The organism is Halobiforma nitratireducens JCM 10879, from assembly GCF_000337895.1.
Classification (GTDB): domain Archaea; phylum Halobacteriota; class Halobacteria; order Halobacteriales; family Natrialbaceae; genus Natronobacterium; species Natronobacterium nitratireducens.
Map to the genome: position 1 here is coordinate 12,200 of NZ_AOMA01000045.1, position 18,555 is coordinate 30,754.

At 63.5% G+C, this 18,555-nt stretch carries 19 protein-coding genes; 10 read left to right on the top strand and 9 right to left on the bottom strand.

Features of this window, described 5'->3' with window-relative positions:
- Positions 1-110 precede the first annotated feature (110 nt).
- From C446_RS03255 to C446_RS03265, 3 genes are all read left to right on the top strand, one after another.
- A complete protein-coding gene (locus C446_RS03255; protein ID WP_006671635.1) occupies positions 111-1,598 on the top strand; it encodes a geranylgeranyl reductase family protein in 1,488 nt (495 codons plus the stop codon).
- Between the two features lie 205 nt (positions 1,599-1,803).
- Entirely contained in the window at positions 1,804-2,283 is a 480-nt protein-coding gene (locus tag C446_RS03260; protein WP_006671636.1) for a redoxin domain-containing protein, read from the top strand.
- Positions 2,284-2,376: 93 nt separating this feature from the next.
- Positions 2,377-3,189, top strand: coding sequence for an HD domain-containing protein (locus C446_RS03265; RefSeq protein WP_006671637.1), 813 nt, complete (start codon positions 2,377-2,379; stop codon positions 3,187-3,189).
- Positions 3,190-3,191: 2 nt separating this feature from the next.
- On the opposite strand, the gene C446_RS03270 is transcribed toward C446_RS03265, so the two are convergent.
- Positions 3,192-3,428 carry a helix-turn-helix domain-containing protein gene (locus C446_RS03270; protein WP_006671638.1) on the bottom strand — a complete coding sequence of 79 codons (237 nt, stop codon included), beginning with the start codon at positions 3,426-3,428 and terminating at the stop codon, positions 3,192-3,194.
- Between the two features lie 161 nt (positions 3,429-3,589).
- On the opposite strand from C446_RS03270, the gene C446_RS03275 reads away from it, so the two are divergent.
- Entirely contained in the window at positions 3,590-3,784 is a 195-nt protein-coding gene (locus C446_RS03275) for a XapX domain-containing protein (RefSeq protein ID WP_006671639.1), read from the top strand.
- Between the two features lie 44 nt (positions 3,785-3,828).
- Here C446_RS03275 and C446_RS03280 read toward each other — a convergent pair whose 3' ends face one another.
- The 7 genes from C446_RS03280 to C446_RS03310 all read right to left on the bottom strand — a co-directional run bounded on the left by C446_RS03280 (position 3,829) and on the right by C446_RS03310 (position 10,364).
- Complete coding sequence (locus C446_RS03280) at positions 3,829-5,133, bottom strand: 5'-deoxyadenosine deaminase (RefSeq protein WP_006671640.1); 1,305 nt, start codon at positions 5,131-5,133, stop codon at positions 3,829-3,831.
- 61 nt (positions 5,134-5,194) lie between these two features.
- A complete protein-coding gene (locus C446_RS03285) occupies positions 5,195-5,383 on the bottom strand; it encodes a hypothetical protein (protein ID WP_006671641.1) in 189 nt (62 codons plus the stop codon).
- Between the two features lie 139 nt (positions 5,384-5,522).
- Positions 5,523-7,364 carry an FAD-binding protein gene (locus C446_RS03290; RefSeq protein WP_006671642.1) on the bottom strand — a complete coding sequence of 614 codons (1,842 nt, stop codon included), beginning with the start codon at positions 7,362-7,364 and terminating at the stop codon, positions 5,523-5,525.
- 1 nt (position 7,365) lies between these two features.
- Positions 7,366-8,244, bottom strand: coding sequence for a succinate dehydrogenase/fumarate reductase iron-sulfur subunit (locus tag C446_RS03295; RefSeq protein WP_006671643.1), 879 nt, complete (start codon positions 8,242-8,244; stop codon positions 7,366-7,368).
- Position 8,245: 1 nt separating this feature from the next.
- A complete protein-coding gene (locus C446_RS03300) occupies positions 8,246-8,611 on the bottom strand; it encodes a succinate dehydrogenase hydrophobic membrane anchor subunit (protein WP_006671644.1) in 366 nt (121 codons plus the stop codon).
- On the bottom strand, positions 8,611-9,036 hold the full coding sequence (gene sdhC / locus C446_RS03305; protein WP_006671645.1) for a succinate dehydrogenase, cytochrome b556 subunit: 426 nt from the start codon (positions 9,034-9,036) through the stop codon (positions 8,611-8,613). The genes C446_RS03300 and sdhC overlap by 1 nt, the downstream gene beginning before the upstream one ends.
- Before the next feature lie 206 nt (positions 9,037-9,242).
- The gene (locus C446_RS03310) at positions 9,243-10,364 is read right to left on the bottom strand and encodes a succinylglutamate desuccinylase/aspartoacylase family protein (protein WP_006671646.1); all 1,122 of its coding nucleotides are present in this window, start codon (positions 10,362-10,364) and stop codon (positions 9,243-9,245) included.
- Positions 10,365-10,524: 160 nt separating this feature from the next.
- On the opposite strand from C446_RS03310, the gene C446_RS03315 reads away from it, so the two are divergent.
- The 6 genes from C446_RS03315 to katG all read left to right on the top strand — a co-directional run bounded on the left by C446_RS03315 (position 10,525) and on the right by katG (position 18,158).
- Positions 10,525-11,274 (top strand): GNAT family N-acetyltransferase, encoded by a 750-nt coding sequence (locus C446_RS03315; protein WP_006671647.1) that lies wholly within the window; start codon positions 10,525-10,527, stop codon positions 11,272-11,274.
- Between the two features lie 35 nt (positions 11,275-11,309).
- Positions 11,310-11,732, top strand: coding sequence for a VOC family protein (locus tag C446_RS03320; protein WP_006671648.1), 423 nt, complete (start codon positions 11,310-11,312; stop codon positions 11,730-11,732).
- A gap of 284 nt (positions 11,733-12,016) precedes the next feature.
- Positions 12,017-13,498 (top strand): flippase, encoded by a 1,482-nt coding sequence (locus C446_RS03325; protein WP_006671649.1) that lies wholly within the window; start codon positions 12,017-12,019, stop codon positions 13,496-13,498.
- 94 nt (positions 13,499-13,592) lie between these two features.
- On the top strand, positions 13,593-14,768 hold the full coding sequence (locus C446_RS03330) for a putative ATP-dependent zinc protease (protein WP_006671650.1): 1,176 nt from the start codon (positions 13,593-13,595) through the stop codon (positions 14,766-14,768).
- A 59-nt stretch (positions 14,769-14,827) separates the two neighbouring features.
- Positions 14,828-15,073, top strand: coding sequence for a PRC-barrel domain-containing protein (locus C446_RS03335; RefSeq protein ID WP_006671651.1), 246 nt, complete (start codon positions 14,828-14,830; stop codon positions 15,071-15,073).
- A gap of 946 nt (positions 15,074-16,019) precedes the next feature.
- Positions 16,020-18,158, top strand: a complete 2,139-nt coding sequence (gene katG / locus C446_RS03340) for a catalase/peroxidase HPI (RefSeq protein ID WP_006671652.1) — start codon at positions 16,020-16,022, stop codon at positions 18,156-18,158.
- On the opposite strand, the gene C446_RS19485 is transcribed toward katG, so the two are convergent.
- The gene (locus C446_RS19485) at positions 18,065-18,532 is read right to left on the bottom strand and encodes a hypothetical protein (RefSeq protein WP_204365906.1); all 468 of its coding nucleotides are present in this window, start codon (positions 18,530-18,532) and stop codon (positions 18,065-18,067) included. The genes katG and C446_RS19485 overlap by 94 nt on opposite strands.
- Positions 18,533-18,555: the final 23 nt, after the last annotated feature.

Here is an 18,555-nt window from a genome sequence, read left to right on the forward strand (position 1 = left end):
GAAGACGAGCCCCTACGGCCTCGCTTTCGGTTCCGGTCGTCCGCAAAGCACCGCAAAAGCGCAAAAGCAAGAGTTACGTTCCGCATTTCCGAACGGAGGAACAGTACCAAATGGCGCACAACCAGTACGACATCGTCGTCGTCGGGGGCGGGATAGCGGGCTGTTTCGCCGCGGCGACGGCAGCGGCCGAGGGGCTTGAGGTCGTCCAGCTAGAGCGCAAACCGCGCGACCGGGGCGGGTTCATCGCCTGTGGCGACGCGATCAAGAGCCCGCGAGACCCGAGTAACTACCCGGGGCCGATCGACATGGACGCGATCGCCGACGACGAGGCCGTCCTCGTCGACAACAACATCGATCGGATCGAATACTGGGACGAGGAACTCGACGTTCGGAAGGTGTTACCGTACGAGAACGGTAGCAACGTCGTCGGTCGGTACGAGTTCGGGCAGCGCCTCCTTGAGCAGGCCGCCGACTGCGGCGTAGAGCAACATTACGATACCGTGGTCAACGATGTCGTCCAGAACGGCCGGGTCACTGGCGTCGAGGCGGTTCGGGACGGTGAGCCGGCCACCTACGAGTGTGACGTCCTGATCGACGCTGCGGGCGCACAGTCGATCTTGCAGGACCTGATCGATTTCGAAGGGCTGGACGCGGCCGGCGAGTCGACGTTCGAGGTCCCCCACTTCACTCACTTCGGTTCGGCCTACCGTGAAATCATCGAGACCGAAGAGCCGGTCGAGTACCACGACGCCATCGTCGGGAAACCACTCGAGGAGATGGGCTACATCTGGTATTTCCCCCGGACACCGACCCGGATCAACGTCGGGCTGGGGTTCCAGATGAACAAAGAGCCGATCCCGCTTGCGGACCGCCTGCGTCGGGACATCGAGCACCGGTCCGAGTACCAGGGTGCGGCGGTCGCCGAGCGATTCGGCACCGAGAACAAACTCGGCTCGGCGATCGCGCTTCGTCGGCCGCTGGATTCGATGGTCGCGCCGGGCTACCTGGCTGCTGGCGGGGCAGCGGGGACGACCCATCCGATCACGGGCAAGGGTATCCGTGGGGCGGCTTACTCGGGGTACTCGGCTGGACGCGCCGCCGCCCAAGCCGTCGCGGACGGGGACGTTTCCGAAGCCGGACTCTGGGAGCACAACCGCTGGCTGTACCGCGAACACGGGGAGGCCGCGAAACTCGCCTCCTGGGACGCGTACAACGTCGCCGCGAGTTCGATCGACGTGTCGGCCCTTCGGGCGCTCACCGCCCTGTTGCCCGAGACGGAGCTCCGGGAGATCGTCGGCACGTCGGCGGAGGTCGACAGTCTGAAAAACAAGCTGCTCGTGGGCAGTGGCATCCTCAAGAACTTCGTCTCGGAGTCTCGGGCGGGGACCTTCGACGCACTCGGGGTGAGCAAGCGCGAACTAATTGAGGCCGTCCTGACTGTCAGACAGACACGTAACTACGTCGCCGAGTACGAACGCCACTACGAGGCGTACCCGGACGACCGGTCGGGGTACGAACGGTGGCTGTCCCAGCGTGACCGTCTCGATCGGGAGTTCTACGACGCACTCGATCTCCCCGCCAGCGAGCACAAGTACTGACGGTCTTTTCCACTCGTGGAGGCTGGTGCTTTGTCCCAGATATAGGGGCTACTCGCTACTCGAGAGGTGTTCAGCCGCAACGAATTGCAGCCTGGTCACGACAGTTCCGCTCGCCCCTTGCGCTTGTAGCCCCGGCTCGCTTCGGATCGCAAACGCCAGTCCGGTAACGAAACTGACTTTCACCTCGGCGCGAAACTAGATACCGATGGTAGACACAGGAGACGCTGCACCCGATTTCACCGCACCGCTTGCCAACGGCGATGTCACCTCGTTTACGCTGTCGGACCGCCTCGAGGACGAGGCACCGATCGTCCTCGCGTTCTTCCCCGGCGCGTTCACGAGCGTCTGCACTGACGAAATGTGTACCTTCCAGGACCGACTCGCCGCGTTCGACGACGTCGACGCCACCGTCTACGGTGTCAGCCGTGACACCCCCTTCACGCTCAACGAGTTCCGTGCCCAGAACGAACTCGAGTTCGGCCTCATCAGCGACCTCAACGAGGCAGTTATCGAGGAGTACGATGTCGCGATGGACTTCGACGACCTGGGCGTCCACGGCGTCGCCAAACGCTCCGTGTTCGTGATCGACGCCGACGGCGAGGTCACCTACTCGTGGGTCAGCGACGACCCTGGCGTCGAGCCGGAGTACGACGAGGTCGAGGCTGCCGCCGAAGACGCAGCGTAACTGACCACGGCCGTCGGTCGACGATCGACCCGCGTTTTCGCGGTATTGCGGAGCCGGCACAGGGTTTTTCTAAGCGGCAGGCGTCGTTCAGCTATGAGCGACTCTGCAAGCGAATCGGACTCTCGTCGCGTGTACGTTCCCGACAACGAGCACGCGTTCCCCGACGAGAAACTGAACCGCGTCCTCGAGTTCGTCGACGACGACGAGGAGATACAGACGTACCTCGAGGCACAGAACGTCAACGCCGTCGATCGGATGCAGTACAACGATCACGGCGCGAAACACATCGAGATCGTCCGCAACCGCGCACTGTGTCTGTACGACCTGCTGAAAGCCGGCGGCGTCGAATTCCACGCCAAACAGCAGGGGCTTGCGGAGGAAGACGAGGCGGTCGTCGTCGCGCTCGCGGCGACGCTACACGACGTCGGCCACGTCGTCCACCGGGACGAACACGTCTACTACTCGATCCCGCTCGCCGCGGACATTCTCGATCGCGTCCTCTCGGAGTTTTACGACCTCTCGGAGACCGTCCGGGTGAAAGGCGAAGTCCTCCATGCGATCCTCTGTCATCACACTGCCGAGACACCGCTGACGACCGAGGCCGGTGTCATCCGCGTGGCCGACGCGCTGGACATGGAGAGTGGCCGCTCGCGCATTCCGTACGAACACGGCGGCCGCGGGATCAACACCCTCTCGAGTCAGGCCATCAAGCGCGTCTCCCTCCACGAAGGCGATACCCGACCCGTGATGGTCGAGATCGCGATGACCAACGCTGCGGGAGTCTACCAGGTCGATAACCTGCTGAAATCGAAGCTCCGGGATTCGGGGCTCGAGGACGATATCCGGATCGTCGCGGTCAACACCAACGAGAATCGCGAGCAGCTGGTCGAGCGGATCGAACTGTAGCCTTACGCTCCAGCCAGCTCGAACTTGCCATCGGTCCGCTCGAGGTGACCTCGTTTTCTGAGCGTCCCGGTGATCGAAAGGACGGTGCTCTTCGACAGCTCGAGGTCCGTACAGAGCCGGTCGGCCGGACAGCTGCCGTACGCCCCGAGATAGAGGTAGACGAGTTTCGCACGCGGCGACTCGAGGTCGTCGGGCATCGATACGTTCCGCGCTGACGGGGAGTCCGCGCTCAGCTTCATACGACACGCTCATTGGTTCGACAATAATAAAACTGAGTGTCGACGATAGTCGAAATACGACCGACGGCAGCGACACGTTCGCGACTCGCGGTTCGAGATCGAAACCGGCGGTTGGTCGCTGAAAGCGGAGACTTTTCGGTCGTGCCGGCCCGTTGACCGATATGAATTACGAACTCGTCTTGCTCGGACTTCTTACTGGGGCCCTGACCGGTGGCTTCTTTGCCCTGTTCGACGTTCCAATCCCCGCACCGCCGGAGCTGCCGGGGCTGATGGGGATCGTCGGAATCTACCTGGGGTACAAGATCGTCCAGGCACTGGATCTGAGCGTCGACCTAACCGGTACGTTCGGTCTCTAACCGAGAACGTCGATCGTCGAAGAGGGGTTCGGCAAACCCCGTTGTCAGGGAGCGACCTCGAGTGCGCCAGCACGTTCGCGAGCCCGTGCTCGGATCGCGTCGGCGTCGGCCACGAGCACGTCGCCGTCGGCCATCAGGACCTCGCCGTCGACCATCGTAAACTGCACGTCGTCGCCGTGGGCCGCAAACACCAGATGCGAGAGGACGTCGTGGATCGGCGTTCCGCGCGTGATATTGGTTTCGAGGCCGATCACGTCGGCTTTCCACCCTTCGCGGAGTTTGCCGACGCGGTCGAAGCCTGCCGCGCGGGCACCGTTTATAGTCGCCATCTCGAAAACCGTGCGTGCAGGCAGCGCCTGGGGCTCGAGGCGATCGACCTTCTGGAGGAGACTGGCCTGTCGCATCTCGGTAAACGGGTCGAGCGCGTTGTTACACGGGGGACCGTCGTTGCCGAGCGCGACGTTGATCCCCCTGTCGAGATAGTCGTGGATCGGCGCGACGCCGCTTGCCAGTTTCATGTTCGAGGACGGGCAGTAGGTGACGTTCGTGCCGGTTTCGGCCAGCACCGCCCGTTCCGAGTCGTCGGTCCAGACGCAGTGCGCGAGGACGACGTCCTCGCCCGTCAGACCGACTTCGTCGAGCCAGTGGACGTTTCGGCGTCCGGTTTCCTCCTGGACGGTGGCGATTTCGTCGCGGTTCTCACTGGCGTGGGTGTGGATGCGAACGCCGTCGTACGCGTCGGCTAGGTCCCGGGTGCCTCGGAGACACGCCTCGGTACAGCTGACGGCGAACCGCGGAGTCAACGCGTACCGAATCCGTCCGTCGTCGACGCCGTGGTACTCCCGGATGAGCCGTTCACTTTCCCCGAGTGCGTCGTCGGTGTCCTCGAGCAGCCCGTCCGGCGCGTCTTTGTCCATCATCACCTTGCCGAGCCGCCCGCGGAGGCCGAGGTCGCGGGCTGCCTCGAACGCTTCCCCCGCGTGGTGGACCGACAGGTGGTCGATACAGGTCGTCGTCCCGCTCTCGATCAGCTCGAGGTAACCCAGCTCGGCCGCCACGCGCATCTCTTCAGCCGACAGCGAGGCTTCCATCGGGAGGACGTAGTCGAACAGCCACTCGAGCAACGCCGTGTCGTCGGCGATGCCCCGGCCGAGGCTCTGGACCGAGTGGACGTGTGCCCCGACGGTGCCGGGCGCGAGCAGGTCGTACTCGTGGCGCTCGTGGCCCGGATAGCGATCGATACAGTCCGTACGCCCCCCGACGGCGACGATCCGGTCGTCCTCGACGACGACGGCACCGTCGTCGATGACGGTCTCGGCGTCGACGATCACTGTCCCCGACAGCAACATACCGGCCCACGATACCCGCTCGCCCCTCTTATCTCTGTGGGTCCGTTCCGCGACTCCGGCCTCACGACGAGCGAATCGCCAGCGACGCGTTCGAGAGGAGCCAGCCAAACGAGATCAGGAAGACGAACGTCAGGTACGCTACCCCGATCGGGAGGACCAACACCGGGATCGACTCCCAGAAGTAGTAGCCTGCCGCGACGACCAGGGGCGCGAGAACGAGGTTCGCGTAGACGAATCGCTCGAGCGTCATCGGGCGAACGTATCGGCGGTGAACGGATAGCCCTGCTGGTATCCGACGCTCGATCGGTGCAGTGAGAAAACCGCCGACGGATCGATCTCCAGGAATCCGGGCCGGGAGGAGCGCGATGAGCGGCCGGAACGGCCTCGAGTCAGTAGCTCCGCTCTTTGGGTTCGTAGGTCTTCTCCTCGCCTTCGAGGATGACCGGGCGATACCAGACCGACGGCTCGCCACCGTCCCACGAGACCATCGTGTGCTTGAGCCAGTTCTCGTCGTCACGTCGCTGGTTCTCCTGTCGCCAGTGTGCGCCACGGAACTCGTTGCGAACGAGCGCGCCGAGTGCGATCGTCTCGGCCACGTCGATCAGGTTCCGCGTCTCGATCGTGTGCTGAAGGTCCGTGTTGAACGTCCGCGACGGGTCGTCGACGTAGACGTTCTGGTACTCCTGGCGACACTCGCGGATGATCTTCAGTGCCTTCTTGACGCCGTCTTCGGTCCGGAAGACGTTGACGTAGTCGGTCATCGCCTGCTGGAGCTTCGAACGGATTTCGGCGTGCTGGACGCCTTCGTCGCGCTCGAGCAGGCGTTCGACGCGATCACGTTCGCGCTCGACGGCACGCTCGAGCAGCCCCTTGGCGTCGGCGGTGACGCCGCCGTCGGAGGCGATCGCCTCGTCGACATCGTCGAGGCCGGCTCGGCCGGGCGTGACCGGGAACCCGGCGTCGTCTTCGTCCTCGATGTCGCCCGTGTAGCCGGTCTCGATCTCGGGCTCGCCCAGGTCTTCGCCGGCGGCGTGACGACCCGCGCGCTTGCCGAAGACGATCAGCTCGGGGAGGGCGTTTCCACCCAGGCGGTTACCGCCGTGGACGGAGACGCAGGCACACTCGCCGGCCGCGTAGAGGCCGTCGATGTTGGTCTGACCGTTCTCGTCGGTCTCGATGCCACCCATGGCGTAGTGCTGGCCGGGCTTGACCGGCATCGGCTCGACGAGCCCGTCGACGCCCTCGAAGTCCTCCGCGAGGTGCAGAATGTTCTCGAGTCGGTCCACGATGCGTTCCTCTCCGAGATGGCGCATGTCGAGGTGGACGTACTCGTCTTCGATGCCCCGTCCCTCGTCGACCTCGGTGAGTTCGGCGCGGGCGACGACGTCGCGGCTGGCGAGCTCGCCGGAGTTGTTCGCGTAGCCGTACTCGAACATGAACCGTTCGCCCTCGCTGTTGTAGAGGATACCACCCTCGCCGCGGACGCCCTCGGAGATGAGCACGCCCGTGGAGGGAAGCGAGGTCGGGTGGAACTGGATGAACTCCATGTCCTCGAGCGGGACGCCCGCACGATACGCCATCGCGTGACCGTCGCCGGTACAGGAGACGGCGTTCGTGGTGTGATCGAAGGCCTGGCCGGGGCCGCCGGTCGCGAGGACGACGCCGTCGTTGGCCTTGAACCCTTCAATGTTGCCGGACTGGACGTCGTAGGCGACGATGCCGTGACACTCGCGGTCGTTCGGGTCCGGCTCGTTGGTCGTCGCGAGGTTCATCACGTACCACTCGTCGTAGACCTGGATGCCCCGTTTGACGACCTGCTCGTACATGGTATGCAGCAGGTGATGACCGGTCTCGGCACCGGCGTAGGTGGTCCGCGGGTACGAGAGGCCACCGAACGGACGCTGGGAGACGGTGCCGTCTTCCTCGCGGGAGAACGGCATTCCCCAGTGTTCCAGTCGCATGGTGTCTTCGGGGGCGTCCTGTGCGAGGGTCTCGACTGCTGGGGCATCGCCCAGGTAGTCCGACCCTTTCATGGTGTCGTAGGCGTGCAGCTCCCAGTCGTCGCCTTCCTGGAGAGCGGCGTTGATCCCGCCCTCGGCCGCGCCAGTGTGGCTGCGGACCGGGTGGAGTTTCGAGACGAGTGCCGTGTCGGCTCCCGCCTCGTGCGCTGCGATTGCGGCTCGGAGGCCAGCGCCGCCAGCGCCGACCACGATAACGTCGTGTTCGTACATATTACCAGAACTTCAGGTTCTTCTTGACCGCTTCCCGCTTGAGCTCCTGGATGTGCTCGGTAAGCGGGATGTCTTTCGGACACACCTCGGTACAGGAGAACTGGGTCTGGCAGCGCCAGACGCCGTGTTCCTGCTCGAGGATGCGGAGTCGATGCTCTTTGATCTCCTCGCTTTCCCGGTCGTCCATCGCGAACTTGTAGGCCTTGTTGATCGCTGCCGGGCCGAGATACTGGTTGTCGCCGGCCGCGATGTTACACGAGGACATACACGCGCCACACCAGATACACCGCGAGGACATCTTGATCTTCTCGCGGTTCTCGGGGCTCTGGTGTTGCTCCTCGAGGTCGCTTACCTCGGGCGTATCCTCGTCCTGGAAGTACGGCTCGACCGCGTGCATCTGGTCGTAGAAATGACCCATGTCGACGACCAGGTCCTTGACGACCTCCTGGTGGGGCAGCGGTTCGATACGAACCGGCTGCTCGAGTTCGGAGAGCTGTGTCTTGCAGGCCAGTCGCTGTTTGCCGTTGATGAAAAACGCGTCGGAACCGCAGACGGCCTGCCGGCAGGAGTGACGGAACGTCAGTGAGGAGTCGTACTCGTCGCGGGCGTAGATGACCGCATCGAGGACGGTCATCCCCTTCTCGAAGGGGACGTGGAAATCGTCGAAGCGGGGTTCCTGCTTGCCCTCGACTTCGGGGTCGTACCGGAACACCTTGATGTGTACCGTCTCGCCCTCGAGTTCCGCCTTTTTCTCCGACTCCTCGTCGATCGCGCCCGACTCTTTCTCCGCGAGTCGTCGGTCCTGGGGCGACTGGGCCCCTTTCATCTCCGGGTCTTCCGGTGCTTCCTGCGTCTCGGGTTCTTGTTGTTGTGTACTCATGTTAGGTCCACCCCGCCATGGCGAGTGCGACGTAGGTTCCCTGGACGACCAATGCGACGCCAGCGATAGTAAGCACTGCGAGCACTACCTTCTTGGGGGTACCATCGAGACCCTGGTTAACCAGCGCGTTGTAGACGCCGTTGAGGCCGTGGAACGCGCCTGCGATCAGGAACAACACCATCGTCAGGAAGTAGCCGACGTTCGACATTCGAGCCTGTGTTCCTTGGAATGTAACGTCAGCGGCGTGGTTGACGAAGTGTAACTGGAAGAAGTGGAACGCGAGCACGACGACGAGAAACGCTGCCGTGATTCGCTGTAGAAGCCACGCCGTCCCGCCCGGAACGAACGAACTGTAGCGTTCGGCCATTAGAAGCCCACCCCCTTCATGAAGGTCGGGACGCTAGCCACGGTGATCACGCCGGTCAGGATCAACGAGGCGTAGAAGCTCTTGTCCTGTGCTTCGAGGCCGATACCGAGATCGACCATCAGCAGCCGCAGCCCGTTCAGGATGTGGAACACGGCGACGGCGAGCAAGCCGACCTCGAGGACGCGGACGATGAACAGCTCCTCGAGACCCTGGATGGTCGTCGTGTAGATGTCGGTTTCTGCCTGAATCGCCGCGGTGTCCCCGGCCGCGCCGATAGCCGTACTCAACACCGCGATGTGGGTGAACAGATACCCGATCAGCATCCACCCGGTGAACTTGTGGAAGATCCACGCCCACATCCCGGCTGTGAACTCTTTCCAGCGGCCGAAATCCTCGACGAGGCCGCGATTGTAAGACTGACTCATGCGCTCATGTGGACCGTTTGACCGTGGGGGTATAGAAGTTACTTTTATCGCTCCCGTTTACCGTCACTGTGGAATCGATCGACGACAGACGACGGGGTTTCAACTCGGTGTTCGCCGAGACGACTCGCGGAAGTCTCGTTCGGGCCGGTAGTTGTCACGCGTCGTATGGTTTTCGGGAACTACAAGCGCCGTCGTGTTCTCGCCGGTTACTCCCGCAATCGTGCGCGGGAGCGACGCCTGGCGTCGCTGCGTTCTCGCTCGCGCTCGAGTGCGGTCAACGTATCCTCCGAGAGCCCGACGAGGTGACACAGGGGATTCCCGGGGTAGACGACGGGATTCTCGAGCACGCCGACGATGAGGCCGGTAAACGGCGCGTCGACCGTCTCGATGTCGTCTTCCTCCTTGAACGGGTTCGTGATCGTACAGATCGCTTCTCCTTCGCGGACGAGCCCGCCACGACCACGTTTCATATCGACGATGCCGCCGGCGTCGGCGCGGATCCAGGTTTTCTCGTCGTCGTCGTCGATGACGGTACGCCAGCCGGGCCAGTGTACCGTCGAGTCGGGAAGGCAGCCGAACTCGGCGAGGACGCTGGCGACGCCGGTCAGTGCGCGGTCGATGAGCCGGCGCTGGAAGCGGTGGGCCTCGCCCATCTCGATCGTGATCGTCGGCACGCCCGCGTCGGTGGCTTCCCGTCGAAGCGTTCCCGACGGCCCCTCACCGGCGATGATGACGTTCGAGCTAAAGGCGTTGGCGACCCGGGCGACGATCGGGTGCTCGACGTTCGCCCGGACGTGAAGCATGTTCGTCCGGCCACGCGTCGAGGTGTGGAAATCCAGCCCGATGTCGCAGGGTTCGATGAAGTTCGTGAAGATACGGTGAGCCATCCGTCGGGCGCTCGTCGATCCCTCCCGGCCCGGGAACGATCGGTTGAGGTCGCGATCGTAGATCGGCAGGTACCGCTCCTGGGCGAGAAAGCCGGGGACGTTCAACACGGGGAGACAGACGAGCGTCCCGTGAAGCGCCGAGTGGTCCCAGTCGTGGGCCACCTCGCGGACGACCTCGATCCCGTTGAGTTCGTCGCCGTGGGCCGCCGTAGACAGAAAGACCGTCGGACCCGGATGCTCGCCGTTGACGATCGTCACCGGGATCCTGACGGGGTCGCCCAGATACGTCTCGCTGATACCGTACCGAACGTTTGCCGACTCGCCGGGATCGACGCGACCACCGTTGTACGTAAACGGCTCGGGATCGCCCCCGATGTCGGAGCCGAAAGCAAGCGCCTCTTCGGGTAGGTCGTCGTCGCCTCGAGAGGCGTCGTCGCTCATACCCCTCGCTGGACGGGACGACACGTGAATGTTCCCCCTGGAATCAATATCTCGAGCCAGCGGACGGATTTTTGGAAGAATCCGAACCCGTGTTCGGGCGCTGGTGGAAAATCTCTCCCCGTGGGCATACGTTTTGTAGGAGGGGGTGGTACGCCCCCGCATGGAAATACGAGACGCAACCCCCGCGGACGTCGGCGTCGTCCGATCGATCGCCGAGGAGTCACTGAACTCGACGTACACGGAGTTCCTCGACGAGGAGACGATCGAGGAAGCGGTCGAACAGTGGTACGGCGACGACTTCGAAGACGTCCTCGAGGACGACCACGCGCTGGTGTTGGTCGTCGAACGCGACGGCGAGGTCGTCGCCTTCTCCCAGAGCGAACTCGTCGGCCAGCGCTACGGGACGGGGCAGGTCCAGTGGCTCCACGTCGGTCCGGACCACCGCGGGGACGGCACCGGCGTCCGGCTCCTGGTCCGGACCCGCGAGCGACTCCTCGAGGAGGGTGCCGACCAGGTACAGGGGTTCGTCCTCGAAGACAACGAGGGAGGGAACCGATTCTACGAGGAACACGGGTTCGAACGGGCCGGCCAGCGCGAGGTCGACATCGGCTCGGAGACGTTCACGGAGAACGTCTACGTCGAGAGCGACCTCGAGGACGAGGGCTGGGGGGCGGTCGACGAACTCGAGATCGACGACGAACAAGTCTACGTGAGCTACGGCGAGGCGGCACGGGGGTCACAGTCGCCGTTCTACAGCACCTACCGATCCGAAGACCGCAAGGAGGTGTACGCCTGGCTCTGTGGGAGTTGTGACTCGCTGGACAACGCGATGGATACGATGGGGCGCATCGAGTGTAACGTGTGTGGAAACCGTCGAAAGGCGACGCGGTGGGACGCCTCGTACCTGTAGCCCAGCTTTTTGTCGGATCAGTATCTGGTCGGCGTATGGCACACGACCATGCCGACCCCGACAGACTCGGACAGCTCCATCACGTCGAATGCTACGTCTCCGAGCTCGAGGCGGCAGTCGACTTCTGGGGGTGGTGGCTGACCGAACTGGGATACAAACCGAAAGACGAGTGGGATGGCGGCCGCTCGTGGAGCAACGGTCCGACGTATCTCGTACTCGTCGAAGCGGACGGAGACACGGAGGCGTTCGACCGGCGGGCACCCGGTCTGAACCACCTCGCGTTCCACGCGGACACACGCGATCGTGTCGATCATCTAACCGAGTGTGTCCGCAGTCGCGATGACTCGCAACTCCTTTACGAGGAGCAACACCCCTACGCCGGCGGCTACTACGCGCTTTACTGCGAAGGTCCGGAAGGGGTCAAGCTCGAGGCGATCGCCCCCGAATCCGACTCCTAGAGTAAGAGTAACAACTGAAACGGTTTGCACACTGATCGCCGATCCGCCTGGCGAGCAGGTGCGCACTGACTTGCAGTGGCTACTATAGACCGGCGAGTAGTCGGTCAGTATCCGTCGCGTAAGCCGCCGCTTCGACCGACCGAAGGCCGCTGTCGTCCTGTTGTCTCCGCATTACAATTGCTCGACCGGGCTTTCCGTCGACTGCGACGGATTCCACCGACGACGATGGGTTTCGTCGACTGCGACGGCACTGCAAGCCGGTCGCACGCAGTACGTGATTCTCCATGAGCACGAGCACGCGGGATCGGATCGTTCGCGGGTTCAAAGCCACCCTCGTCTCGAGAGCGGTGTACATGCTCTCGAGCGCGCTGTTGATGTTCGTTCTGGCGCGGACGTTGAACCCGGACGGCTACGGCGCGTTGTACTGGGCGATCGGGATTCTGATGGTCGTGCAACTGTTTGCCGATCTGGGGCTTGGCAAGTCGACTGCCAGGTACATCTCCGAGTACAGCGAGAAAGACGCGGGGCAGATTCCGTACCTGTTGCGCTCGGCGATTGCGTACAAGCTGATCGTCCTCGCCGTGGTCGCGTACGCGTTGTTGCTCTTTCACGATCGGATCGCGATCGCACTGGGTGATCCGGACGCGGCCCCGCTTTTGGCCGCGGGCGTGCTCTTCGTCGTCGCCAACTCGTTTAGCGGTTTTTCGATGATGGCGTTCCAGGGGCTCAACCGGCTCGGCTACAGCGCCGCCGTGCAGGCGATCAGCGGCGCGGCGCGGCTGGTCTTTGCGGTCGCGTTCGTCCTGCTGGGCTTCGGTGCACTCGGGGCGTTGTTCGGCTACATCGTCGGCTACGCGATCGCCGGCACCTTCGGGGTAGCCGTCCTCTATTTCAAGTTTTACCGTACGTACGAGCCGGCCGAAGCGTACGAGCAGGGGCTCTCCCGCCGGCTTGCCGAGTACAGCGTCCCGTTGACGGCGACCCGGAGCGCGAACGTCATCGACAAACGACTCGACGTAGTCCTCGTCGGGTTCTTCCTCCCCTCGGCCGCCGTCGGATTCTACCAGCTCGGCAAGCAGGTCGTCGACTTCGTACTCGCACCGTCGGAGTCGCTCGGCTTTACCATCTCGCCGAACTTCGGCGAACAGAAAGCGTCCGGGCAACTCGAGCAGGCGCGACGGATCTACGAGGAGGCGCTGACCCACACGATGTTGGTCTACGTGCCGGCCGCGGCCGGGCTCGTCCTGGTCGCCGAGCCGTTCGTGATGCTGGTGTTCCCACAGTACGGCGGCGCAGTGCCCGTGCTACAGGTGCTTGCCGGGTTCGTCGTCTTGCAGGCGATCACGAACCTGACCAGCGACAGCCTGGATTACCTGGGGCGAGCTCGCCACCGCGCGATCGCGAAGGGTGTCACTTCGGTCGCGAACTTCGCGTTGAACCTGGTTCTCATCCCGACGATCGGCGTCGTCGGGGCTGCGATCGCTACGGTGGCGACGCACACGGTGTACGTCGCGGTGAACCTCTATATCGTCCACAGCGAACTCTCACTTCGCGTTCGCCGCCTCTCGCGGTCGATCGGCACGATCTGTGGGATCACGCTCGTCATGGCCGTCGCGGTTTGGCTCGTGACACCGCTGGTCTCGACGCTCCCGATGCTGTTCGGCGCGATCGGGCTCGGCGTGGCGACGTGGGCCGTGCTCGCGGTCGCCAGCGGACTGCTCGATCCCGGCGAGGTCAGGGCCGCGCTCGCGTCCGGCAGCTCGTGAACCCGTAGGACACGACCGGCGGTAAACGGGTGATCGGGTCGCCGCCCTGTGATTCCCAGCCAATACTTATCCCGCAGGTAGGCGTCTAGAGGCCATGATCGACGACTCCGTCACCGTCACCGTCGGCGTCCTGAGCTTTCATACGAGCAAGGAGACGAAGGCGATACTGAACGCGGTCGAGGAACTCGGCCACGACACCGAGTGGCTTCGACCGGAGAACACGTCGGTCAGCATCGTCGACGGCAGCGTCGTCCTCGAGCCCGACGTCGATGTCATCGCGAACCGTATGCTGCTGTCGAACACCGAACAGCCCTGCGAGGAACTCGGACTGGCGAACACGTTCGCGCAGCTCGTTCCGACGCTCAACGAACCGGCAGCCGTTCTGACGGCTATCCACAAGCTCTCGACGGCGACCGCACTCGCGACCGACGACGTTCGGACGCCGAACGTGACGCTCGCGCTGAGCAACGAGGCGCTGAACGCGGCTCGAGACCGGTACGGCGAGGAGGCCGTCTACAAGACTGCCATCGGAACCCACGGCGGCGGCACCTGGAAAGTGGGTGCCGACGAACCGGTCAACGCCAGGGTCGGGAACCGGTACGCCTTCCTCCAGGAACTCGTCGAACAGAAGGAGGTCCGCCACCGCGACCTACGGGTGTACGTCGTCGAAGGCGACGACGGCTGGTTCGTTCTCGAGGTCAACCCGACCGCGGGCTTCAAAGGACTGTACGAGGCGACCGGTGTCAGTCCTGCCCCCCACATCGCGAAACTGGCGATCGAACGCGCGGGAGGACAGGTCGACGACGAACGGGTCGCCGAACTGGTGTCGGTGCTCGACGACTCGCGGCCGACGGCACAGCCGGTCCAGCGGACCGCGGCCGAGACGGAGCCTGCGATCGTCGGCTACATCGAGGAGGTGGTTCTCGCGGGGACGAGCGGGTCGAAAACGGTCCTCGCGAAGTCGGACACGGGGGCGACCCGGACGAGCATCGACACCGGGCTCGCGGCCGACATCGGTGCGGGTCCGATCAAGTCGATCACGCGCGTCAGGTCGGGAAGCAGCAAGACCGCAAAGAGCCGCCCCGTCGTCGATGTCGTCGTCGGCGTCGGCGGGACCCAGCATACCGTCACGGCAAGCGTCGAGGACCGCAGTCACATGGACTACCCCGTCTTGCTCGGCCGGGACATTCTCGGGAACTATCGCGTGGACGTGAGTCGCCGGGTCGACGGCGATGCGGCCGAAACGGCAGAAACCGAAGAGGAAGAATAACCCGGGTTCCCTTCTCGGCGACCAGTTGTTTTATTTATCTTTTCGTCGTACGGTCGGCCATGACGACGGTCCTCGCTTCGACGCTCTCCGACAGCCCCGTCCTGGGCTCCGACGGGACGGAAATAGGGACGGTACAGAACGTGACGATGAACCCAGAAACGGGAAAGCTGGTCTCTCTGCTCGTTGCGCCGCGAACGGACCGAAGCTACGGGTTCGAACGGACGGACGGCGGCCAGCTTCTGATACCGGCCAGCCAACTGGCCGACGTGGGCGACTACGTGATGATCGACCGTTCGGTCGAGTGATGGACGGCACCACTCCTCTTTGACACTCCCTCTCAAACAGGAGGGGAGGAATTCCCGAAGGGAATATTCAGGTTGCGCGTTTTCTCGGCTCTCAAAGACGCTCTCGCGTGGGGCGTCAGAGGTCGCCGTCCGGTTCCAGCGAGAACAGCGCGAACGCCAACGAGTGAACTCGTGGAATAAAGCGCGTACGCTCGAGTGGCAGGCTGTCCGTAGGATAGCCTCCGAGTTCGGACGCCTACCAACGCCGCTGTCCCGCCCGAGAGCCACACTGAGTTGGCTCGGAACGCCGGAAGCCGGCCGGCGAACGTCCACGTGAAGATGCCCGTCTGTGACCGGCGCTGGTCCGTGGATAGCACACCCTCACGACTGCAGTCGTGGGAGAAGTCCGGGCTGTAACGTACATCTGGAAAATAGTAAAACGGGGGAGTATCAGGGCGACCGACTCCTGTGGTTTGTTCCCAAGTTGTTGGTTTCTTTCACCCGTTCACGACAGGGGTTTCGCCTCGCTACCGCTGTAACGGCGGTGCCGTCGTCTGGCGGAACTAGTTCCGTGATACGAACATTTATTTCGAATGCCGAAACGAGGATTGTCGAACCACGAACCACCGTTGGTGGTCGAACGTCGTCCCTGCCGCGCTCGTTTTTCATCGACAAGGGACGACCGGGACCAGTGACCAGTTCTGATTGGCCGGCGGTTCTATCGAACGTCGATCTGTGCGCCGCTTCCGTTGTATATCGTCGTCACACCTATTACTGGACCTGCCAAGCCGTTCTGGACTCCCTCTGGTGGGAACAATCCTCACGCTTTCAGCCGATTTTGCTGGTCCGTGAGTCCCCGTTATATCGGGGGAAGGATTCGTGGTTTGGAAAAGACATTTCGGGCATGACTAAGACTTTCTTAGCTAAATAGACAATCTTAATAGGCAAAAGTAGCAAACGTAGGATGATGATAGGATCCGACCAAGACTGGTGGCCGAACCAGCTGAGCCTGGAAATTCTCGATCAGAACGCCGAGCAGGTCGATCCCCGTGGCGAGGACTTCGACTACGCCGAGGAGTTCGAAGAGCTCGACCTCGAGGAGGTAAAAGCAGACATCGAAGACGTACTGACGACCTCCCAGGAGTGGTGGCCGGCGGACTACGGTCACTACGGGCCGCTGATGATTCGGATGGCATGGCACAGCGCCGGCACCTACCGCACCGCCGACGGCCGCGGTGGCGCTGACGGCGGCCGACAGCGTCTCCCGCCGCTGAACAGCTGGCCCGACAACGCGAACCTCGACAAGGCCCGACGGCTGCTCTGGCCCGTCAAGCAGAAGTACGGCCGGAAACTCTCGTGGGCTGATCTGATGATCCTGGCCGGCAACGTCTCCCTGGAATCGATGGGCTTCGAGACGTTCGGCTTCGGTGGCGGCCGCGAGGACGACTTCAAGCCGGACAAGTCCGTCTACTGGGGGCCCGAAAACGAGATGGAGGAGTCCGATCGCTTCAGCGACGACGGCGAACTCGAGGACCCGCTCGGCGCGACCGTGATGGGGCTCATCTACGTCAACCCCGAGGGTCCGGACGGCGAGCCCGATCCGGAAGCGTCCGCCGAGCGCATCCGCGAGTCGTTCGGTCGCATGGCGATGAGCGACGAGGAAACCGTCGCGCTCATCGCCGGCGGCCACACGTTCGGGAAAGTCCACGGTGCCGACGATCCCGACGAACACGTCGGAGCCGAGCCCGAAGCGGCCCCCATCGAGCAGCAGGGGCTGGGCTGGGAGAACGAGTACGGTTCCGGAAAGGGAGCCGATACGATTACGAGCGGGATCGAGGGTCCGTGGAACACCACGCCGACCCAGTGGGACACGAGCTACGTCGACACCCTGCTGAACTACAAGTGGTGGCCCGAGAAAGGCCCCGGCGGTGCCTGGCAGTGGACCACGCAGGACGGCGAACTCGACGAAGCCGCACCCGGTGCCGAGGACCCCGAAGAGAAAGAAGACGTGATGATGCTGACGACGGACGTCGCCCTGAAGCGTGACCCCGACTATCGGGAAATCCTCGAGCGCTTCCAGGAGAACCCCATGGCGTTCGGAATGGCCTTCGCGAAGGCCTGGTACAAGCTGACCCACCGCGACATGGGCCCGCCGGAGCGACTCCTCGGTCCGGAAGTGCCGGACGAGGAGATGATCTGGCAGGACCCGCTCCCGGACGCGGACTACGACCTGATCGGGGACGAGGAGGTCGCCGAGCTGAAAGCGGAAATCCTCGACTCGGAGCTCTCGACCTCCCAGCTGGTCAAGACCGCCTGGGCCGCTGCCTCGACCTACCGCGACAGCGACAAGCGCGGCGGCGCGAACGGTGCTCGCATCCGCCTCGAGCCCCAGCGTAGCTGGGAGCTCAACGAGCCCGACCAGCTCGAGACGGTGCTCCAGACCTACGAAGGGATTCAAGAAGAGTTCAACAGCTCGCGCTCCGACGACGTACGCGTCTCGCTTGCGGACCTGATCGTGCTGGGTGGCAACGCTGCCGTCGAGCAGGCCGCTGCCGAGGCCGGCTACGACGTCGATGTGCCGTTCGAGCCGGGCCGTACCGACGCCACGCAGGAACAGACCGACATCGACTCCTTCGAGGCGCTCAAGCCCGACGCCGACGGGTTCCGGAACTACCTCCCGGACGCTCACGAGCGTCCGGCCGAGGAGCTGCTGGTCAACAAAGCCGACCTGCTCGACCTGACGGCCGACGAGATGACGGTGCTGGTCGGTGGCCTGCGCACGCTGGGCGCGACCTACCAGGACACGGACCTGGGCGTCTTCACCGACGAGCCGGAGGCCCTGACCAACGACTTCTTCGAGACCATTCTCGATATGGGCTACGAGTGGGAGCAGGTCGACGGCGAAGAGGTCTACGAACTGCGCGACCGCGAGACTGGCGAGGTCGAGTACACGGGCAGTCGCGTCGACCTCATCTTCGGCTCGCACTCCCGACTCCGGGCTATCTCGGAGGTTTACGGTGCTGAAGACGGCGAAGAGCAGTTCGTCGAGGACTTCGTCGACGCCTGGACGCACGTGATGCAGGCCGACCGGTTCGACCTCGAGTGATCGGACTCGCGTAATCGACCCTCGGTCGCATCGCCGTTATTTCGCTGCATCAGCGAACGATCTCGTTTTCTTTCGGGTTGACGCTTCGGATTCGGGACCAGTATCGGCACCGGCACCAGCATCAGTACCAGCACCAGCATCAGTACCATCATCAGCATCAGTACCAGCACCAGCATCAGTACCATCATCAGCATCAGTACCAGCATCAGCATCAGTACCAGCACCAGCATCAGTACCAGCACCAGCATCAGTACCAGCACCAGCATCAGTACCAGCATCAGCATCAGCACCAGCACCAGCACCAGCATCAGCATCAACACCAGCATCAGCATCAGCGCCGGTACCGGTACCGGTACCAACACTCGCACCGGCACCGACTACAAATCAGGCCACCGTC

Excerpts from the sequence above, each read along its gene's own strand:
- C446_RS03255 (WP_006671635.1), top strand. The coding sequence starts at position 111 with ATGGCGCACAACCAGTACGACATCGTCGTCGTCGGGGGCGGGATAGCG.
- C446_RS03260 (WP_006671636.1), top strand. The coding sequence starts at position 1,804 with ATGGTAGACACAGGAGACGCTGCACCCGATTTCACCGCACCGCTTGCC.
- C446_RS03265 (WP_006671637.1), top strand. The coding sequence starts at position 2,377 with ATGAGCGACTCTGCAAGCGAATCGGACTCTCGTCGCGTGTACGTTCCC.
- C446_RS03270 (WP_006671638.1), bottom strand. The coding sequence starts at position 3,428 with ATGAAGCTGAGCGCGGACTCCCCGTCAGCGCGGAACGTATCGATGCCC.
- C446_RS03275 (WP_006671639.1), top strand. The coding sequence starts at position 3,590 with ATGAATTACGAACTCGTCTTGCTCGGACTTCTTACTGGGGCCCTGACC.
- C446_RS03280 (WP_006671640.1), bottom strand. The coding sequence starts at position 5,133 with ATGTTGCTGTCGGGGACAGTGATCGTCGACGCCGAGACCGTCATCGAC.
- C446_RS03285 (WP_006671641.1), bottom strand. The coding sequence starts at position 5,383 with ATGACGCTCGAGCGATTCGTCTACGCGAACCTCGTTCTCGCGCCCCTG.
- C446_RS03290 (WP_006671642.1), bottom strand. The coding sequence starts at position 7,364 with ATGTACGAACACGACGTTATCGTGGTCGGCGCTGGCGGCGCTGGCCTC.
- C446_RS03295 (WP_006671643.1), bottom strand. The coding sequence starts at position 8,244 with ATGAGTACACAACAACAAGAACCCGAGACGCAGGAAGCACCGGAAGAC.
- C446_RS03300 (WP_006671644.1), bottom strand. The coding sequence starts at position 8,611 with ATGGCCGAACGCTACAGTTCGTTCGTTCCGGGCGGGACGGCGTGGCTT.
- sdhC (WP_006671645.1), bottom strand. The coding sequence starts at position 9,036 with ATGAGTCAGTCTTACAATCGCGGCCTCGTCGAGGATTTCGGCCGCTGG.
- C446_RS03310 (WP_006671646.1), bottom strand. The coding sequence starts at position 10,364 with ATGAGCGACGACGCCTCTCGAGGCGACGACGACCTACCCGAAGAGGCG.
- C446_RS03315 (WP_006671647.1), top strand. The coding sequence starts at position 10,525 with ATGGAAATACGAGACGCAACCCCCGCGGACGTCGGCGTCGTCCGATCG.
- C446_RS03320 (WP_006671648.1), top strand. The coding sequence starts at position 11,310 with ATGGCACACGACCATGCCGACCCCGACAGACTCGGACAGCTCCATCAC.
- C446_RS03325 (WP_006671649.1), top strand. The coding sequence starts at position 12,017 with ATGAGCACGAGCACGCGGGATCGGATCGTTCGCGGGTTCAAAGCCACC.
- C446_RS03330 (WP_006671650.1), top strand. The coding sequence starts at position 13,593 with ATGATCGACGACTCCGTCACCGTCACCGTCGGCGTCCTGAGCTTTCAT.
- C446_RS03335 (WP_006671651.1), top strand. The coding sequence starts at position 14,828 with ATGACGACGGTCCTCGCTTCGACGCTCTCCGACAGCCCCGTCCTGGGC.
- katG (WP_006671652.1), top strand. The coding sequence starts at position 16,020 with ATGATAGGATCCGACCAAGACTGGTGGCCGAACCAGCTGAGCCTGGAA.